The sequence below is a fragment of the Methylobacterium gnaphalii genome (assembly GCF_007992215.1).
GTDB lineage: Bacteria > Pseudomonadota > Alphaproteobacteria > Rhizobiales > Beijerinckiaceae > Methylobacterium > Methylobacterium gnaphalii.
On sequence record NZ_BJZV01000002.1, the window covers coordinates 106,861 to 121,647 of the forward strand.

The 14,787-nt window shown below is 68.1% G+C and carries 15 protein-coding genes; 5 read left to right on the plus strand and 10 right to left on the minus strand.

Annotation, left to right across the window (positions count from 1 at the left end; all coding sequences use genetic code 11):
• Positions 1-20: 20 nt before the first annotated feature.
• The gene (locus tag MGN01_RS02390) at positions 21-983 is read left to right on the plus strand and encodes a YncE family protein (protein ID WP_147045259.1); all 963 of its coding nucleotides are present in this window, start codon (positions 21-23) and stop codon (positions 981-983) included.
• Between the two features lie 11 nt (positions 984-994).
• On the opposite strand, the gene MGN01_RS23380 is transcribed toward MGN01_RS02390, so the two are convergent.
• The gene (locus MGN01_RS23380) at positions 995-1,171 is read right to left on the minus strand and encodes a hypothetical protein (protein ID WP_170245823.1); all 177 of its coding nucleotides are present in this window, start codon (positions 1,169-1,171) and stop codon (positions 995-997) included.
• Positions 1,172-1,301: 130 nt separating this feature from the next.
• Here MGN01_RS23380 and MGN01_RS02395 point away from each other — a divergent pair, with 130 nt between their 5' ends.
• On the plus strand, positions 1,302-1,886 hold the full coding sequence (locus tag MGN01_RS02395) for a phospholipase A2 family protein (RefSeq protein ID WP_238258097.1): 585 nt from the start codon (positions 1,302-1,304) through the stop codon (positions 1,884-1,886).
• 129 nt (positions 1,887-2,015) lie between these two features.
• Here MGN01_RS02395 and MGN01_RS02400 read toward each other — a convergent pair whose 3' ends face one another.
• Positions 2,016-3,062: a hydantoinase/oxoprolinase family protein gene (locus MGN01_RS02400; RefSeq protein ID WP_174804545.1), complete on the minus strand. Its 1,047-nt coding sequence runs from the start codon at positions 3,060-3,062 to the stop codon at positions 2,016-2,018.
• 26 nt (positions 3,063-3,088) lie between these two features.
• Here MGN01_RS02400 and MGN01_RS02405 point away from each other — a divergent pair, with 26 nt between their 5' ends.
• The gene (locus MGN01_RS02405) at positions 3,089-3,766 is read left to right on the plus strand and encodes a HisA/HisF-related TIM barrel protein (RefSeq protein WP_147044988.1); all 678 of its coding nucleotides are present in this window, start codon (positions 3,089-3,091) and stop codon (positions 3,764-3,766) included.
• 10 nt (positions 3,767-3,776) lie between these two features.
• On the opposite strand, the gene MGN01_RS02410 is transcribed toward MGN01_RS02405, so the two are convergent.
• The 8 genes from MGN01_RS02410 to MGN01_RS02445 form a co-directional block, all read right to left on the minus strand.
• Positions 3,777-4,736 carry a UDP-glucuronic acid decarboxylase family protein gene (locus MGN01_RS02410; protein WP_147044989.1) on the minus strand — a complete coding sequence of 320 codons (960 nt, stop codon included), beginning with the start codon at positions 4,734-4,736 and terminating at the stop codon, positions 3,777-3,779.
• A gap of 170 nt (positions 4,737-4,906) precedes the next feature.
• On the minus strand, positions 4,907-5,419 hold the full coding sequence (fae, locus tag MGN01_RS02415; protein WP_147044990.1) for a 5,6,7,8-tetrahydromethanopterin hydro-lyase: 513 nt from the start codon (positions 5,417-5,419) through the stop codon (positions 4,907-4,909).
• Between the two features lie 357 nt (positions 5,420-5,776).
• The gene (locus MGN01_RS02420; RefSeq protein WP_147045262.1) at positions 5,777-6,595 is read right to left on the minus strand and encodes a triphosphoribosyl-dephospho-CoA synthase; all 819 of its coding nucleotides are present in this window, start codon (positions 6,593-6,595) and stop codon (positions 5,777-5,779) included.
• A gap of 23 nt (positions 6,596-6,618) precedes the next feature.
• Positions 6,619-7,533, minus strand: a complete 915-nt coding sequence (locus MGN01_RS02425; RefSeq protein WP_147044991.1) for an ATP-grasp domain-containing protein — start codon at positions 7,531-7,533, stop codon at positions 6,619-6,621.
• 15 nt (positions 7,534-7,548) lie between these two features.
• Entirely contained in the window at positions 7,549-8,520 is a 972-nt protein-coding gene (gene mch, locus MGN01_RS02430; RefSeq protein ID WP_147044992.1) for a methenyltetrahydromethanopterin cyclohydrolase, read from the minus strand.
• Positions 8,450-9,658 (minus strand): ATP-grasp domain-containing protein, encoded by a 1,209-nt coding sequence (locus tag MGN01_RS02435; protein ID WP_147044993.1) that lies wholly within the window; start codon positions 9,656-9,658, stop codon positions 8,450-8,452. Before MGN01_RS02435 ends, mch begins: the two co-directional genes overlap by 71 nt.
• Positions 9,659-9,672: 14 nt before the next feature.
• Positions 9,673-10,566, minus strand: a complete 894-nt coding sequence (locus tag MGN01_RS02440; protein ID WP_147044994.1) for an NADP-dependent methylenetetrahydromethanopterin/methylenetetrahydrofolate dehydrogenase — start codon at positions 10,564-10,566, stop codon at positions 9,673-9,675.
• A gap of 116 nt (positions 10,567-10,682) precedes the next feature.
• Positions 10,683-11,660, minus strand: a complete 978-nt coding sequence (locus MGN01_RS02445) for a beta-ribofuranosylaminobenzene 5'-phosphate synthase family protein (RefSeq protein WP_238258099.1) — start codon at positions 11,658-11,660, stop codon at positions 10,683-10,685.
• Positions 11,661-12,049: 389 nt separating this feature from the next.
• Between MGN01_RS02445 and MGN01_RS02450 the strand changes: the two genes are divergently transcribed.
• Positions 12,050-13,126 (plus strand): molybdopterin-binding domain-containing protein, encoded by a 1,077-nt coding sequence (locus MGN01_RS02450; RefSeq protein ID WP_147044996.1) that lies wholly within the window; start codon positions 12,050-12,052, stop codon positions 13,124-13,126.
• Complete coding sequence (locus tag MGN01_RS02455; protein WP_147044997.1) at positions 13,120-14,763, plus strand: formylmethanofuran dehydrogenase subunit A; 1,644 nt, start codon at positions 13,120-13,122, stop codon at positions 14,761-14,763. The genes MGN01_RS02450 and MGN01_RS02455 overlap by 7 nt, the downstream gene beginning before the upstream one ends.
• Positions 14,764-14,787 lie beyond the last annotated feature (24 nt).

Genomic DNA, 14,787 nt, shown 5'->3' on the forward strand with positions numbered 1-14,787 from the left:
GGCGGCACGCCCACGGGCTGATGTCTTGGAAGGGCCGGCCTAAAGCCGGCCCTTTCTGTCTTGCCGCCCTGTTGCTGGCAGCGGTCGCGCCGTCCTCGGCGCAGGAGGCCTACGTCACCGCGCAGCTCGCGAACGAGGTCGCCGTCGTAGATCTCGGCGCGGGCAAGGTGATCGCCCACATCGCGGTCGATGGCGCGCCCGCCGGGATCGCCCTCTCGCCGGATCGCAAGACGGCCTATGTCACGCGGCCCGAGGGACAGTCGGTTGCGGTGATCGACCTCGACCAACGCCGGGTCACTGCGAGCGTCGCGGTGCATGGCGGCCCCCTCGGCATCGCTGTCAACCCGAAGACCGGCGCGGTCTACGTCGCCGATTGGTATGCGAGCCGCGTCGTCGTGCTGGAGCCCTCGGCTGATGGCCTGACGCAGACCGGGGAGATTGCCGTCGGTAAGTCGCCCTCCGGGCTCGCCGTCACGCCGGACGGCGGGACCCTGCTGGTGGCGAACCGGGAGGCGGATACGGTCTCGGTGGTCGATCTCGCTACGGCGAAGGAGGCGCACGTCGTCGCGGTGGGCCAGCATCCGTTCGGCCTGACGCTGTCGGCGGATGGCAGCCGAGCCTACACGGCCAATGTAACCTCGAACGACGTGTCCGTGATCGACGTGCCCGGCCACCGCGAGGTTGGCCGCATCGCGACGGGGGACAGGCCCTATGTGGTAGCGCTGGCCGGTGGTCGTGGATTCGTCACCGACCAATATTCGAACAGTGTCACCGCCTTCACCCTCGCCGACCTCAAGCCGGCCGGCAGCCTCGACGTCGAGGACCACCCCGAGGGCATCGCTGCATCAAGGGATGGCAAGACGCTCTACGTCGCCAATTGGGGCGACAACACACTCAGCGTGATCGACGCCGCAACGCTGAAGGTGACCGGCAAGATCGCGGTGCCGGACGGTCCACGGGCTTTCGGCGACTTTTTGCGATAGCGCCGTGTCCTTCAATCCTCATCCGCCGGCGAGTTCAGGAGATCCTCCAGCTCGTCGACCAGCCGATCGATCTGATCCTCGCTCGCCAGCACCTTGACGGTGTTGCCGTCAGCCGTGGCGAAGGCGAGTTCGATGGCCTCGCCGCTGCGGGCGGCCAGGATGCGGATGAGTTTCTTGGCAGCGCTCATGCGCGAGGCCCCTTTGGCGGATGTCTGACAATCGAGGCGGGTTCGCCGCGGGATGATATCCGCAAAGCACAAGCGGAACCGTATTGTCGAGCCGGCGCTTTCTGGTGCTGTTCAACCGGATGCCGCCATCGTGATCCCTCGCAAATCCATACTCGCCCTCACCCTGCTGCTCGCAGCCTCGACTGCGCTGGCGCAAACCGAGGAGCCTCCCCCCGTTCCCACGCCCGCGCCCGTGCAGGAGGAGCCGGTTCCCGGTCCTCCGCCACCCTTGCCCGATCTGTCCGATCCGAATACGCGCAGCGCGGAGAGCCTGTCCGAGCCGGGGCCGCGTTCTACGATCCCGAAGGCGCTTCGCAGTTCCGGAACGAAGGCTGGCGGCCCAGCCAACGATCTCAATGCCGGCAGCGCGAACCAGGTACCGCAGCCGCGCAAAAATCTCGGCAACGTGCTGGCGGGCAAGGAACTGTTCCACGGCAACTATTGCGGCGCCGGCCAACGTGGCGAAGGCCTGCCGCCGACGGACCAGCTCGATGCCGCCTGCATGCGCCACGACGCCTGTTACGACGCCGCCGGCTACGCGTCCTGCGCCTGCGACCGGGTGCTGGCACGGGAGGCTGCAGCCGTCGCCGACCAGCCGGGCGTGACACCGGATGTCCGCGGCCAGGCGCTCAGCGTCGTCGAAGCCGCGGGAGTGCTGTCCTGCAAAACGCCGTAGGCGGAGCACCACCTACGGCCATGCAGCGCGTGCCGAGCGGTCTTTCGGCTGGGGGTAACCTCGTCGTCCGAGGACAGGAGAGGAAAGGTCGCCGCCTACACTGACGTCTTACGGGTTCGGCATGCCGCCTCAGGCGATCAGAGCTACCGCCACGGCCGGGCCGCAGGTCGAGACCCAATCGGCATCGCGATCGGTCAAACCATCGGCGATGACATCGGTGAAGGCGAGACAGCGGCGACCGAGCCGGTAGGCGAGACGCTCGGCCAGGAAGGCACCGGCGCCGCAGACGACGAGCGGCGCATCCTCCGGGAGGTCTGCCCGTGACAGGAGCATCGCGGCCGCGTCGTGGAGCGGACGCAGCTGCGCCTCCGCGAACCACGCTGCCAATGCCCGCCATTGCGCGGACGATCCTTCCCCATGGTCTCGGCCGATGATCCGGGCAAGGCGCGTCTCCGATTCCGCGATGGATTTCCCCTTGAGATCGGCGCTGTGCTGCTGGTCGGCCCCTTCAGGCAGCTCTCCGAGCAGCCGGTAGATGTCGGCGGTGGTGGCAAAAGCCTCGGCCATCAAGGCGGTGCGCCGGCCGCGCCAGGGCGCATGCGTGGCAAGCGCCGGCAGCGCGGTCCGTACGACGCCGGAATAGACGAGTTCGCCCGTCTCCAGACGCTCGGCGTCGCTGTAGCCGGAGGCCGCGGGCCGTCCGTCGACAACCGGGATCAGATCGGAGGTGGTCGAGCCGATATCGACGAGGAGCGCGCTGCCGAGGTATCGCCCAACCAGGGCAGCGGTGGCGTGCCAGTTCGCGGAGGCGATGTCGGCGGCGTGACCCTCGGCGGCGTCCGGCGCGACGTAGCCGGCGCGGCCGGCATAGATCCGCACGGTGCCTTTCAGATTTGTGGCGGCCCAGGCTGCAAGCTGTGCGACGCCGTCGGTGCGGTCTCGGAAGCAATCGGTCAGCTCGCCGGTCATGGTGACGGCGTGATGGGCTCCCCCGCGCGCCCAATCGGGGAGTTGCGAGAAGGTCTCGTCGAGAGCCGGGATGCCGCGCCAGAGTTTGCACGGCGCCTGCACCGCCTCCCGCACCCGGCCGCCTTCGACGAGAGCCGCCTTGACATGCACCCCGCCGAGATCCCACCCCACCGTCGGAGCTAATGGGTCGTGCCGGGACTGGCTCACGGGCGGCTCGCTGAAACGGTGGACGGATGACGTTCCGGGTGATCCCGGTGATCGACTTGCGCGGCGGCCTCGTCGTGCGAGCGCGTGCGGGCGACCGCGACGCCTATGCCCCGATCCGTACCCCTTTGGCCAGCGGGTCGGCACCCGCAGACATCGCTCGCGGGTTGCTCGCGGCCTGTCCGGCGGAGGTTCTCTACGTCGCCGATCTCGATGCCATCGTGGACCATAGCGCGCCCGACCTCACGAGCCTGCGTGCGATCCAGGCGGCCTGCCCCACCGCGTGGCTCTGGCTCGACGCGGGGTTTTCGTCGATGCCGGCCGTCGGGGCCTTTCTCGCCGAAGGTCTCGGGCGGCCGGTGCTCGGGAGCGAGAGTCAGGTCGATTCAGGTCTTGTCCGCGCGCTCGGCGACCGTGCGGTACTCTCCCTCGACAGCCGGCGCGGCGAAATGCTGGGGCCGCGTGAACTGCACGACGACCCATCGTGCTGGCCCCGCGACATCATCGTGATGAGCTTGGCGAGCGTTGGAGCCGGTAGCGGGCCCGATGTCGCAGCGCTCACCCGGGTCATAAGCGCAGCGGGCGGCTCGGCGGTCTATGCGGCCGGCGGCGTGCGCGGGCCGGAGGATATCGAGACTCTGCAGTCGCTCGGCGCTGCGGGGGCGCTCGTCGCCTCGGCGATCCATGACGGCCGTCTGCGCGGTTGACGGTGCGAGTTCAGGGACGACCAGCGAGCACGTTCTCGAAATAAGCGATCGTCCGCATCAGCCCCTCGCGGAGGGCGACCCGCGGCTCCCATCCGAGCACCTTCCTCGCCATGCCGATATCCGGCCGCCGCTGGCGCGGATCATCCGGCGGGAGCGGATGGTAGACGAGCTTCGACGCTGAGCCGGTAAGATCGATGATCGTGTCGGCAAGCTCGCGGATCGTGCTCTCGACCGGATTGCCGATATTGATCGGACCTGTGACGTCCGGACCGGTTCCCATCATCCGGACCATGCCTTCGACCAGATCGTCGACGTAGCAGAACGATCGGGTCTGCTCGCCATTGCCGTAGAGAGTGATGTCCTCGGCCCGGAGCGCTTGCATGATCAGGTTCGAGACCACGCGGCCATCGTTGGGGTGCATGCGAGGGCCGAAGGTGTTGAAGATCCGTATGACCTTCGTCTCGAGCTGGTGTTGCCGGCGATAGTCGAAGAACAACGTCTCGGCGCAGCGCTTGCCTTCGTCGTAGCAGGAGCGGAAGCCGATCGGGTTGACGTTGCCCCAGTATCCTTCCGTCTGCGGATGGATCTCCGGATCGCCATAGACCTCTGAGGTCGAGGCCTGCAGGATTCTCGCTCTGAGCCGCTTGGCGAGGCCGAGCATGTTGATCGCGCCGATGACGCTGGTCTTCGTGGTTTGAACCGGGTCGTGCTGGTAGTGCACCGGCGAGGCCGGGCAGGCGAGATTGTAGATCTCGTCGACCTCCACGTAGAGCGGGAAGGTCACGTCGTGGCGCAACAGCTCGAAATGCGGGTCGCCCAGCAAATGGACGACATTGCGCCGTGTTCCGGTGAAGAAGTTGTCGACGCAGAGCACGTCGTGCCCCTCAGCGAGCAGGCGCTCGCAGAGATGCGATCCGAGGAAGCCGGCGCCCCCCGTTACCAGGATCCGCTTGGCGCCCTCGTCACGCATTCCGCTTTTTCCCCGTCACCATATCGGCGCTCAAGCCTCTGAGCCCAAAAAGAAAGGGACGGCTTTCGCCGTCCCGATCTGCATCAGCGTCCAAGGAAGATGGAGGCCAGTCGCTGGAGCAGGCCCCGCGGTGCGGGCGGAGGCTCGCTCTGCCCAGGACTGTCCCCAATCTAAGCGTTGGCTGCGAAGGGGTGCTGCGCGGAGTTACGCTGCTCGGTCACGGTCGCAGCCTTCGGCTCGCCGTTCACGGCGCGCTGAATCGACAGCTTGGTGGCCTCGTAGTTGTACTTCTGGATCTTGGCGTCGTCGGCCGCTTCCCAGTGGATGAACACGCCGACCAGGATGAACAGGTCGTCGGCCTCAGACGCCGGGATGATGCCTTCGGCAACCGCGTCCTGGACGGCCTTAGCGACACCGTGCTGGGCAGGGCCAAACATCTGGACGGCCTGACGGGCGTCGTTGATGGTGACCTTGTTGAACATCAGGGTGTTGGGCTTGCACGGCAGGTTCGGCGCGATGACCGCGAGCAGGCTGGTGAAGCCGTGCTTGTTGTTCACGAGGCCGTTGCAGAAAGCCGTCTCGGCCGGCGAACCGCGGGGTCCGATGATGAGGTCGATGTGAGCGACTTCGTTGCCGTCGCCGACGAGTGCTTCGCCGACCTGAACTTTGTTGATCGTTGCCATTCGGGATTCTCCCTGGATTTCCTCGGAGAAAGGCCGCCCTCTCCTAGAAGATGCGGCCAAAGCCATCCTTGTTGTCGGTGCTCGATGAGGAGCCGAGCCGGTTAGCCCGGACAGCGGCGCGGACCCTACAGCGGGCCATTTGCCGGAACAACCCGGGCAAGGCCCTGAGATGGGTAATTTTTCGGGTCCCCGCGATGAGGCCTCTGCAAGAGTCCGCTTTCGGACCACGGCTCGGTCGGCGGGCCCCGACCAGACTGCGAAACGTGGAACGGTTTTTCATTGCGATCCTGCTCTCACTCTTTGGATTGATTATGTTTTCTGCGGTTTTGACCGGTGCGGTCGAAAACGCAGCATGATCTAACCGCGCGCCCTCAGGATCGCGTCGGCGAAGAGGGTTCCGACCGTAAAATCGGCGCTGGTTCCCGGGTTGAGCCCCGCGTCCTTCAGCAGCCGGTCATGGGCGAGCAGCGCCGCGACCGGCTCGGTTCGCAGGTCGATCCGGCCGAGCGCCGCCGCGGCCTCCTGCCGGACCCGTTCCGCCTTGTCGGCCCCGTATTTGCGGGCGATGTGGCTGTCAGGGACGCTCGTCAGAAACGCGAGATGGACGGCCGTCGTCGTCCACGGTGCGGTCAAGCCCTGCCGTCGTGCCGCTGTGAGGGCAGGCAGTCCGATCTCGAAGACGTCCTCGAAGCCGGTGACGTAGGCGCGGGCGATGCGGTCCCGGGCTGCGGCTTCCGCCATGGCGGAGCCGAGCGTCACGGCCGGACCATCCGTGGTGACATCGTGACGCTCGGCTTGGCCGAGGCCGCCGGGATTGGCGCGCCGGATTGCAGCAAAAACTTGCGCGCCGTCGCTCTCATCGAGGGTGTCGAGCGCTAGCCCGAGATTGACCCCCAGCGAGCCTTCCTCCTCGGCCGCTAACGCGAGCGGAGCGCAGAGCAACAAGATACCGAGATTCGTATTCTGTCCGACCGCCGACATCGTCGCCTCGACGCCGCCGTGAACCCTCTCACCGATCCGTGCGCCGGCTCGAGCCAGATGCGGCGCGGAGACCTCGGCGCTGGTGAGGAAGTCTGCCACCTCCATCCGATGGCCGGGGGCGTAGGCGTGGACATTGCCGACCTTGAGGGCATCGAGCTCGGCGAGGCAGGCGGCACGATAGAGATCAGCGACCATCGCCGACGAGAGGGCGGCGCCGCTCAAGCCTGCGCCACCACCAGTCGCGGCGGCCGTGCCGTCCGCACCGCACCGAGAAATCCACGCACGACGCTCGCCGCGATGTCGACCTCGGTCACCTGCTGCAGGCCCGACCAGGCCGGCATCGAGTTGACTTCGAGCACCAGGAACCCGCCCTCCCCGTCCTCGACGAGGTCGACGCCGGTATAATCGACGCCGATCGAGGCCGCCGCGGCCTCTGCCAGCTCTGCGGCCCGGGCCGGCACGTCCCAGGAGAAAGGCCGGCCCCCGCGATGGACGTTGGTGATCCAGCCGTCGCCCTCGCGGATCATGCCGGCGATGGCGCGCCCCTCGCAGACGAAGACCCGGTAGTCGCGCCAGAGCCCGTCGCGGCGCGGTACGTAGCGCTGCAGATAGTAGACGCGGTTGACCGCTTCTTCCGGCGGTAATTCCTCAGGGCGCTCGATCAGCATCAGCCCCTCGCCCTGCGAGCCGAACAGCGGCTTCAGCACGATTGGTCGGCCGGGCCGAGCCTCGCGGGCTATCAGCTCGGCCGCCGCCTCGCGCTTCGAGAAGACGAAGGTGTCGGGCGTCGGCAGGCCAGCGCGGGCAACGGCGAGGCTGGTCGCCGCCTTGTCGACCGAGCGCTCGATCGCGCTCGGCGAGTTCCAGACGGTGACGCCCGCGGAGACCAGGGCGTGCAGCACGCCGAGCCGCATCGTCGTCGCCTCGAAGGTGCCGCCCGCGATGGTCCTGAGCAGCACGCCGTCGGGCAGGCCGTCCTCGAAGCCCGGCACGCGCAGCGGCTCGCCGCTGCCAGTGACAATCGCAACGTCGGCGAGCGAGAACAGCACCGGCTCGATCCCGAAAGATTCGAGGGCGCTGCGCAGCCGCGCCTTGTGCCAATTGCCGTTATCGGCGGCGAGCCCGATCCGCATGTGCTTTTTGATGGCTTACGCGAACGATGCGTCGACGAGCGTCGGCTCCAGCCGGCCGCCCCGGAACGTGCTGCCGGTGCGGATCGAGGTGACAATCGCCTCGGCTGGCGAGAACAGGGCGCCGTCGATCTTATAGAAATCCCCGTTCACGCGGGAGAAGATCTCGGCGAAGGGCGCGCCATGGTCGCTCGACGTCGTCGAGGGAAGCTGCTCGGCGAGCTGCCGGGCATCGGCATCGTCCGCATCCACGAAGAGCTGCACGCGGCCGCCATAGATGATGGCGTCGTTGGTGCGGCCCATGGCCTTCACGAAATCGGGGTGCTGCGGCGAGAGCGGCGCCGAGCCGATGCCGTCGACGATGGCGTGCAGATCGAACCCAACCGTGTGCGCCTTGTGGAGCGCGACCTCGAGCACGCGGGCTACGACCTGCGTCGCGCCGGCGAGACTCTGGGTCGGAGCATAGATGAAGGTGAGCTGCTCGGGCCGCAGCCCCGTGGCCTCGGCAACCTTCTGGACGACCGATGCCGGCGGGGCGCTGCCCGATTCGAGGACGAGCGCGGTGCTGGTGGCGGAGTCGCGGTAGCCGAGCTCCTGGTAGAGCTCCTCGACCACGGCGATGGCACGGCCGGGACCGGAGCCCAGCGCGAAGAAGCCGGAATCGCCGGTCTCGTCGGCGAGGCTCCAGCCGGCATACTGGCTGCCGAGGCAGGCCAGCACGGGATCGGCCGAGTGGACGACGACCGAGTAGGGCCAGGAGGCGATCGGTCCGGTCGGCGCAATGGTCACCGTGCCGAGGCCGCCGAGGCAGATCTCCGCGATGCGGCGCCCGGCCTCGATCGAGCCGCGCGCCTGCGAGCCCGCATCGACCGTGCGCGCGCCGTTCTCCTGCGAGACGGCGAGGCGCAGCGCCCCGGCGTCAGTGACCAGACGGTCGACCAGCGGCGCGGCCAGCGCGTTGATGCTCGGCGGCGTGATGTCGGTAGCCATGGGTGTCCTCTCTCCCATCGAGCAGAGCGGCGATGGCGCCGGCCCTGTCCCGCAATGATTGTTGGACGGCCCTGGAATCTGGGCCGCCGGCCGTGACCGTGCAGAACGGCGCGTCCCGCGCCACCAGCGAGCCCGCACGCGGACGATCGCGCGTGAAATCGGGCCAATCGAGCGGCGGCACGGAGGCGTAACGCTGCGGCGCGTAACAGATTTCCGAACCGGCCGCATCAACAGGTGATGGGTCGAGCGACGGCAGGCTGCCGAGGCTCGCCTCGATGTGCTGGGCCAGTAGCGGTGTCCGCCGCCGATCGAGCAGGTCGAGCGTGGCGCCGGGACGCGGGTTGATCTCGAGCAGCCACCAGCGCGCGCCATCCAGCAGCAGGTCGGCGCTCGCGAGCCCGCGCAGTGCCGTTGCCTCGGCGAGCCGTGCCACCGCGGAAATGACTTCGTTGAGCAGTTCGTCGGCCAGCGGAGGCGGCTCGCCGCTTCCGGGGGCGACGGCGCCGGCATAGCGGTATCGACGGACCGCGCTCGGACGGCTCCATTGCTCGGTCAGCGCGAGCGTGGCGATTCCGCGCCCATCCGCCAGAAAATTTAGCGCGAAGGCGCGGCCCGCGACGCGCTGCTGGAAATAATGGTCAGGCGGCGCGCAGCCTGCTGTCGCTGCCCGGATATGGCTGCCGCCGGAGCCGCCGCTCCTCTTCAGTAGCCAGCCTCGGCGGTTCGCGACCGGCTCGGTGGTGACGCGGGGATGCGGGATCGAAAGACGCTGGCAGAGGGCCGCGAACAGGAGCGGGTCCTTGAGCGCGGCCACCGTGCCGGGGCCGGCGCCGATGAGCCGATGGCGCGCGGCGATACGAGCCATCAGCTCGGGCGCATCCTCGAAGCCGCTGCCGAGGAGCACGCCGAGCACGCGATCACCGGCCATCTCGGTCAGTGCTGCGAGCCCAGCCAGGACCGGCTCGGCTCCGCGCCGAGCCATGCCGAAACGTCCGGGCAGCGTGCGATGGGCCGCGGCGAGCTCCAGCGTGTCCTCGTCACCGAACAGGTCGAGCACATAGGGCCGCAGCCCGGCGCGCCGGGCCGCCTGGGCCAGCGCCCGCCCGGACTGGGCGGCGATCAGAACCGCATCGCGCATGGGACTCGAACGTCTCAGCCCGCCACCTCGACGGCGAGCTTATAGGCATCCCGGAAGTCGAGGCAGAGCGGCTCCTTCGCTTCCAGCATGCGCCGGAAGAGCTGGCACTGCGTCTGATATTTGACGTTGCCCACGGCCAGAGCGCCGATGCCGACGCCCTTGCCAGTGGGAAGCGCCACATCCTTTGCGTTGACGTCGATGCCGGCGATGCCGGCCGGGGGCACCGCGTTGACGTCGGAGGCGACGAGAAGCCCTGGCGCGGATTTCAGATCTTCGGCCGAGAGGATCGGGATGCCGGCGGGGCCGGCGGAGAGGATCACGTCGGCATCGGCGATGGCCTTGCGTCGGTCCTCTGGCGTAGTGCCGTCGACAGCGCCGACTTCGATGCCAAAGCGCCATTTCATCGTGAAGGCGATCTTCGAGACGCGCTCTTCGCCGTCATGACCGACGAGCACGGTCTTGGCGCCTTCGAGCGCACCGATCACCGCGGCGACATAGGCGACGACGCCGGCGCCCCCGAAGATCACGATGCGCTTGCCCTTGAGATCGGTGCCGAACTTGGACTTCAGCGCGCGCGATACCTCGGCCACCATGGCCGCGCCCGTGGTGAAGGAGCCGGCCGGATCGGCGAAGATGTGGTTGGCGAAGGGCGGCACGAAGGCCTTCTTGGCCCGGTCGACCATGTCGAGGGCGTCCTCGGCGTTCTTGCCGCCGATGAAGATGCCGGTGCGCACGCCGTCCTGTGGCGCGCGGGAGAAGATCGAATCCTGGGTCAGCGAGACCACGTCGGCGAGGCTGACCTCGGCATAGGTGACGATCGTCTCGAAGCCGGCGTCTACCGCCATGTTGACGTCGAACGGGCTCATGTACTTGAGCGGCGTCAGCATGTGCAGGATCGAACGGGCCATGATGCGGTGTCCTCTTGTCCCAGGCACGTCGGTCGTCGGCAAAGACGTGCCGTGCAAAGCCGATGGGGCTGGCGCCGGTCAAGCGCAGGTTTCTTGAACGGCGTGAAAGAAAAACTCTAGATATCCGAAACCGATGCGCCGCTGTTGCGGCCCTTCGCGATGACGAAGCGCAGGCGACCGGGCTGCTTGAGGGATGCGACCAGCGCTTGCGCATCCTGCTCCGAGGGCATGAGGGCGAAGCCGGTCGGCCCCCAAGAGCTCTGGCCGTAGCCCGATATGCCCTGTGCCGCCACGGCCTGCAGCACCTCGGCCACGGCGGCGCTGGCGTAGCGGCCGCCCTGATGAGGCGCGAAATAATCGCCGATTCGGTCTTGGATCGCGGTGATGCCCCTGCCGAAGGTATCGATGTCGGCGGTGGCGGCAGCGGGCAACACCTGCATCAGCGTGATGCGGCAGATCTCAGCCGCGCGTGCCTCCTCGAACGGGGGCAGATCACGAAACGCTTCCGTCTCGTGGTCGCCGTGCACGCCGGTAACGCCCTCGTCGAGGATCAGCACCACCCGCCAGGGCTCAGGCCAGGGGAGGCGTGCAATCACCGGCGGCGGTGCGCCGGTGCCGTCGCGTCCGCCATCGACAATCAGGCCCCCCTCGGTGAAGGCCGCGAGGCCGACGCCGGAACGATTGCCGCGTTCGAGCACATCGGCGAAGTCGAAGACGTCCACCGTCATGCCGTTGAGCCGTGCGAGGGCCGCCGCGACCGCGAGAGCGAGCTGTGTGCCCGAGCCGAAGCCGGCATGGGCCGGGATGGCCTCCTCGACCTCGATGGCCACGGCGTCCGAGACGCCGAGATGGGCGGCGGCGGCGAACAGGTAGGTGCGGATGCGCTCGGCCTCCGGCCCCATGGCCGAGGCGTGCGGCGCGGCGCTCGCCCTGATCTGTATCGCGGGGGTGTCGATGGCGAGCCCGATGCTGCCGAAGCGCCGGCCGAGGCCGCCATGCATGTCGAGGAAGCCGAAATGCAGCCGGGCCGGAGCGCGCACCCGAACGGCGGGAGCCTGGGCCGGCCTCACGGAACCCGTCGTGGTTGCGCCCATCCTGTCCGCGGATCCGGCCACGACGATCCTCTCCAATTCCGAGCTGCCCACGCCTCTCGCGCGGGTCGAACACGGCGGCTTTTCCCACGAGGAGCCTTCGGGAACAACCGGCATCGTCGATCAAGATCGGCCCTGTGGGCCTATCTCCTCAAGGGCTTCAAGCCTCTGAAAAGTCCATTCTTGTCAAGCCCTCGCCTCGTGCCGATCCCACGGACCATGCTTGCGAAATCTCCCCGGCAGGGCTTGCCGGGCGAGGGCCGCGGATGCAAAACCCGCTTCGCCTGCCTCGTGCAGAAGCAATCGTTTCGGAACGCTCTTCTCCCCGCCGGGGACGGGCGGCCAGCCCCGGTCCAAGGTGGTCGCGGCTCAAGGTTCGGACGGGGAGGACGATGGCAGCCTGGGTCAAAGGAAACGCGGCCGATAAGGACGCGGCGGTAGATGCCGCTGCAACCTTGCTCGCAACCGCACACACGCCGGTCTTCGCAGGCTTGAGCGCCGAGCTCGCCGCGATCCGCGCCGCCTACCGTCTCGCTGACCGCATCGGCGCCTCGCTCGACCCGGTGGCGGGAGATGGTCTCTACGCCGAGCTCGGCACGATCGCCACAGGTGGCGCGCTGACGACGACGGCACCTGAAACGCTCGGCCGTGCCGACACCGTCCTCGTCATCGGCAACCGCCCCTGGGATGGCGATCTCGTCGCCGAGATCGCCAAGTCCAAGCCCGTGCGCGGGCGTGCAGCCGGCGAGGAGCGATCGGTGCTCTCGCTGGGCGGACCGGCTAATGGCGCGAGCCGCCACGTCGCCTACGGCGTCGGTAATGCAAGCCTCGACGTCGCCATCGGCCACCTGCGGGCGTTCGTGCGCGGTAACCTCGCCGGTGAAGACGCTTTCGGCGACCTCGCCAAGCGCCTCGCGGCCGCGAAGTTCGGCGTCGTGCTCTTCGATGCCGGCGAGATCGGTGATGCCGGCACCGAGATGCTGCTTGGCCTGCTCAAGGATCTTGCCGAGACCACCCGGTTCTTTGCATTGCCGCTGGCTGACCCGTTCCAGGGCCGCGCCGTGACGCAGCTCTCGGCCTGGACCACGGGACAGGCACCGCGCGTCGGCTTCGGCCGCCACCTGCCCGAGCATGATCCCTGGTGCTTCGACAGCGATCGTCAGGTCGCCGCGGGCGAGGTGGATGCTGCGCTCTGGCTCTCCTCCCTCCCCTCGCCTCGCCCGAACTGGCTCGGCAGCCTGCCGACCGTCGCCATCGTCGGCGAGGGCAGTGCCGATGCGCGACCCGAAACGGCCGAGATCGTGATCACGGTCGGCGTGCCTGGCTCTTCCATCGGCGGGTCGGTCTGGAACGAGCGCCGCGGCGTGATCGGCTACGTCCCAGCGAGCGGCCAGGCCACCGCCGACACGGCCGCGGACGTGATCGCGGATATCGCGAAGAAGATCGAACAGAAGGGCGCCTCATGCTGATCCGCATCCAGGGCGGACGGGTCGTCGATCCGACCGACGGGCGCGATGCCGTCGGCGACGTCTGGATCGAGAACGGCCGGATCGTCGCCCCCTCCGAGCGCACTCCCGATCGCACCGTCGATGCCACGGGCTGCGTGGTCATGGCGGGTGGCGTCGAGGTTCACTCGCATATCGCCGGCGGCAACGTGGTGATGAGCCGCCTGCTGCTGCCCGATCTCTACGTCAGCGAATCGGCGCCGAATGGCCACCCCTTCGCCCATGCTGGCGGCTCGGGGTCCTGGGTCGGCGCGAACTACGCCAAGATGGGCTACACCACCGCCGTCGAGCCGGCCCTGCCGCCCTCAAACGCGCTCGCCACGCATCTCGAACTCGCCGACATCCCCCTGCTCGACCGCGGTGCGCTTGCCGTGCTCGGCAACGATGATCACCTGCTGCAGATCCTTCGCGATGGCGAGGGCAAGAACGCTGTCCGCGACCTCGTCGCCCACACGCTGTCCCATGCCCGCGGACTTGGCGTGAAGTGCATCAATGCCGGCGGCGCCTCGGCCTTCAAGGACGGCGTGCTGAAGCTCAGCCTCGACGACGAGATCCCGGTCTACGGGCTCTCGACCCGCAAGATCATGACGGCACTGCTCGACGCGGTCGAGGAAATCGGCGTGCCGCACCCGCTGCACGTCCACTGCAACAATCTCGGCCTGCCGGGCGCGGATGATTCCTTCGTCGCAACGCTGGATGCGGCCGAGGGCCGTCGCATCCACTTCGCCCATGCGCAGTTCTATGCCTACGGCGCAGTCGACAAGGAGAACCCGCTCACCGGCGGCTTCCGTTCCGCGGCCGAGCGCATCACCGAGGCGATGGAGGCGCACCCGAACGCGACCTTCGACGTCGGCCAAGTGGTGTTCGGCCAGACAGTGACGATCTCGCTCGACATCCTGCGCCAATTTGCTGGCCGCAAAGGCGCGAATCCGAAGAAGTGGGTGCTCACCGCGGGCGATGCCGAGGGCGGCGGCGTGGTCCCGTTCCTCTACAAGCCGCGCGGCGGCGTCTCGTCGTTGCAATGGGCGATCGGCCTGGAACTGATGCTCCTGTCGAAGGATCCCGAGCGCACCATCCTGACCACCGATCACCCGAATGGCGGCGTCTTCACCGAGTATCCGCGCATCATCCATCTGCTGATGAGCCGTGAGGAGCGCGAGAAGGAGATCGCGACACTGCCGGCTGTCGTCGGCGAGCGGTCGAGCCTGCCGACGATCGAGCGAGAATACAGCCTCAGCGAGATCGCCCAGCTCACCCGCTCGGGACCCGCAAAACTGCTCGGCCTGACCGATCGCGGCCACCTGCGCGTCGGCGCCAAGGCGGACGTCGCAGTGTATCGTGACAGCCCGGACCGCACTGCGATGTTTTCGCGTGCCAAGCTGGTTCTCAAGGACGGCGAGACCATCGTCGAGGATGGCGAGATCACGACCTGGCGCTTCGGCCGCACGCTGGAGCTCGACGTCGAGGCGGATGCCGCGATCGTCCGGCGCAGCGAGGCGTACCTGCAGGATCGCTTCGGCCAGGGGCTCGACAGCTTCGCGGTGCCCGACGCGGCCTTCCCCGAGACCGAGAACTTCGAGGACGTCGCATGCCGGGCGTGATGCGTGACCGAACCGGGGCGGGCG

Excerpts from the sequence above, each read along its gene's own strand:
- MGN01_RS02390 (WP_147045259.1), top strand. The coding sequence starts at position 21 with ATGTCTTGGAAGGGCCGGCCTAAAGCCGGCCCTTTCTGTCTTGCCGCC.
- MGN01_RS23380 (WP_170245823.1), bottom strand. The coding sequence starts at position 1,171 with ATGAGCGCTGCCAAGAAACTCATCCGCATCCTGGCCGCCCGCAGCGGC.
- MGN01_RS02405 (WP_147044988.1), top strand. The coding sequence starts at position 3,089 with ATGACGTTCCGGGTGATCCCGGTGATCGACTTGCGCGGCGGCCTCGTC.
- MGN01_RS02410 (WP_147044989.1), bottom strand. The coding sequence starts at position 4,736 with ATGCGTGACGAGGGCGCCAAGCGGATCCTGGTAACGGGGGGCGCCGGC.
- fae (WP_147044990.1), bottom strand. The coding sequence starts at position 5,419 with ATGGCAACGATCAACAAAGTTCAGGTCGGCGAAGCACTCGTCGGCGAC.
- MGN01_RS02420 (WP_147045262.1), bottom strand. The coding sequence starts at position 6,595 with ATGGTCGCTGATCTCTATCGTGCCGCCTGCCTCGCCGAGCTCGATGCC.
- MGN01_RS02425 (WP_147044991.1), bottom strand. The coding sequence starts at position 7,533 with ATGCGGATCGGGCTCGCCGCCGATAACGGCAATTGGCACAAGGCGCGG.
- mch (WP_147044992.1), bottom strand. The coding sequence starts at position 8,520 with ATGGCTACCGACATCACGCCGCCGAGCATCAACGCGCTGGCCGCGCCG.
- MGN01_RS02435 (WP_147044993.1), bottom strand. The coding sequence starts at position 9,658 with ATGCGCGATGCGGTTCTGATCGCCGCCCAGTCCGGGCGGGCGCTGGCC.
- MGN01_RS02440 (WP_147044994.1), bottom strand. The coding sequence starts at position 10,566 with ATGGCCCGTTCGATCCTGCACATGCTGACGCCGCTCAAGTACATGAGC.
- MGN01_RS02445 (WP_238258099.1), bottom strand. The coding sequence starts at position 11,660 with ATGGGCGCAACCACGACGGGTTCCGTGAGGCCGGCCCAGGCTCCCGCC.
- MGN01_RS02450 (WP_147044996.1), top strand. The coding sequence starts at position 12,050 with ATGGCAGCCTGGGTCAAAGGAAACGCGGCCGATAAGGACGCGGCGGTA.
- MGN01_RS02455 (WP_147044997.1), top strand. The coding sequence starts at position 13,120 with ATGCTGATCCGCATCCAGGGCGGACGGGTCGTCGATCCGACCGACGGG.